At 40.3% G+C, this 1,190-nt stretch carries 1 protein-coding gene; it reads right to left on the bottom strand.

What is annotated here, in order from left to right; all coding sequences use genetic code 11:
* A partial coding sequence (locus EDC51_RS10780) for a beta strand repeat-containing protein (RefSeq protein ID WP_409360080.1) occupies positions 1-1,190 on the bottom strand: 1,190 nt, incomplete at both ends.

Here is a 1,190-nt window from a genome sequence, read left to right as displayed (position 1 = left end):
GTATAGTTGGTTAAACCTTTACCATCAGTTTCAGTGGTCACATTGACATTATTACCCGCTTTTACTACGGATTTTTCAGCATTTACCGTATAAACTGTGCCATTGGCATCTGATGTGCTGGTGACTGTGGTGTAGTTGCCCGCTTTAACTACTGATTTGCTGGCATTTAATTGTTGCAGATTCACCGCATCTGTGGCGTTTGTACCATTTGCAACATTGGTGATATTTGCACCATTAACATTTACCACATTATTGTTGTTGGTATCACCTAAGGTGATTTGTGTACCGTTATTATTTGTTAAAGAAGTAATGTTACTTAATGCACCTTCAACATTAAACTTAACATCTGCACCACCAGTTGAAGTATTGGCTGTCACGACAGCAACAGTATTGTTGCCATTGACAAAATTCACCACTTCACCTGCGGTAATATTTTCTTTTACCTCACCATTGCCAGAGACTGTCCAACTTACATTGTTGATGGTCTTCACAATATCGCCAACGGTCGCAATATCTGTTGCATTTGAATTATTGCTAACTTTTGCTTTACCTGCATCAACTGTCGTAGTGCCGTTACCAATGGTTAATTTATTACCTTCATTATTTGTAATGCTGGTAATGTTAGTTAAATCACCCGTTACACTTACATTGTAAGTGGTTAGCCCTTTACCATCTGTAGTTGTAGTCACATTGGCATTTGTACCTGCCACAACAACCGATTTTTCAGCATTTACCGTATAAACCGTGCCATTGGCATCTGATGTACTGGTGACTGTGGTGTAGTTGCCCGCTTTAACCACCGATTTGCTCGCGTTTAACTGATCCAGATTTACGGCATCTGTACCGTTCTCACCCGCTTTAACATTCGTAATGGTTGCGCCATCAACATTAATCGCTTTATCACCATCTTTATTTTCTAACTTAATGGTGGTGCCGTTATTCGTAATACTTGTGATATTAGTGAGATCACCTTCAACATTGTAGGTCACCTCGGTTGCACCATTGTTTACTTTCGCAGAGGCTTTTGTATTTTTACCATCGACAAAATTAACGATATCACCCGCTTTAATCTGGCTCACATTGGCACCGTTACCAGCAAGCGTCCAAGACACACTGTTAATCGTTTCAATAATATCGCCAACGGTCGCAACATCAGTGCTATTTGTACCCGTAACTAACTCGGCTTTACC

Origin of the sequence: Bibersteinia trehalosi (assembly GCF_004346205.1) — a bacterium.
GTDB lineage: Bacteria > Pseudomonadota > Gammaproteobacteria > Enterobacterales > Pasteurellaceae > Bibersteinia > Bibersteinia trehalosi.
Note: the sequence above shows the minus strand (reverse complement) of the source record. Positions and strands in the feature narration are given on the sequence as shown.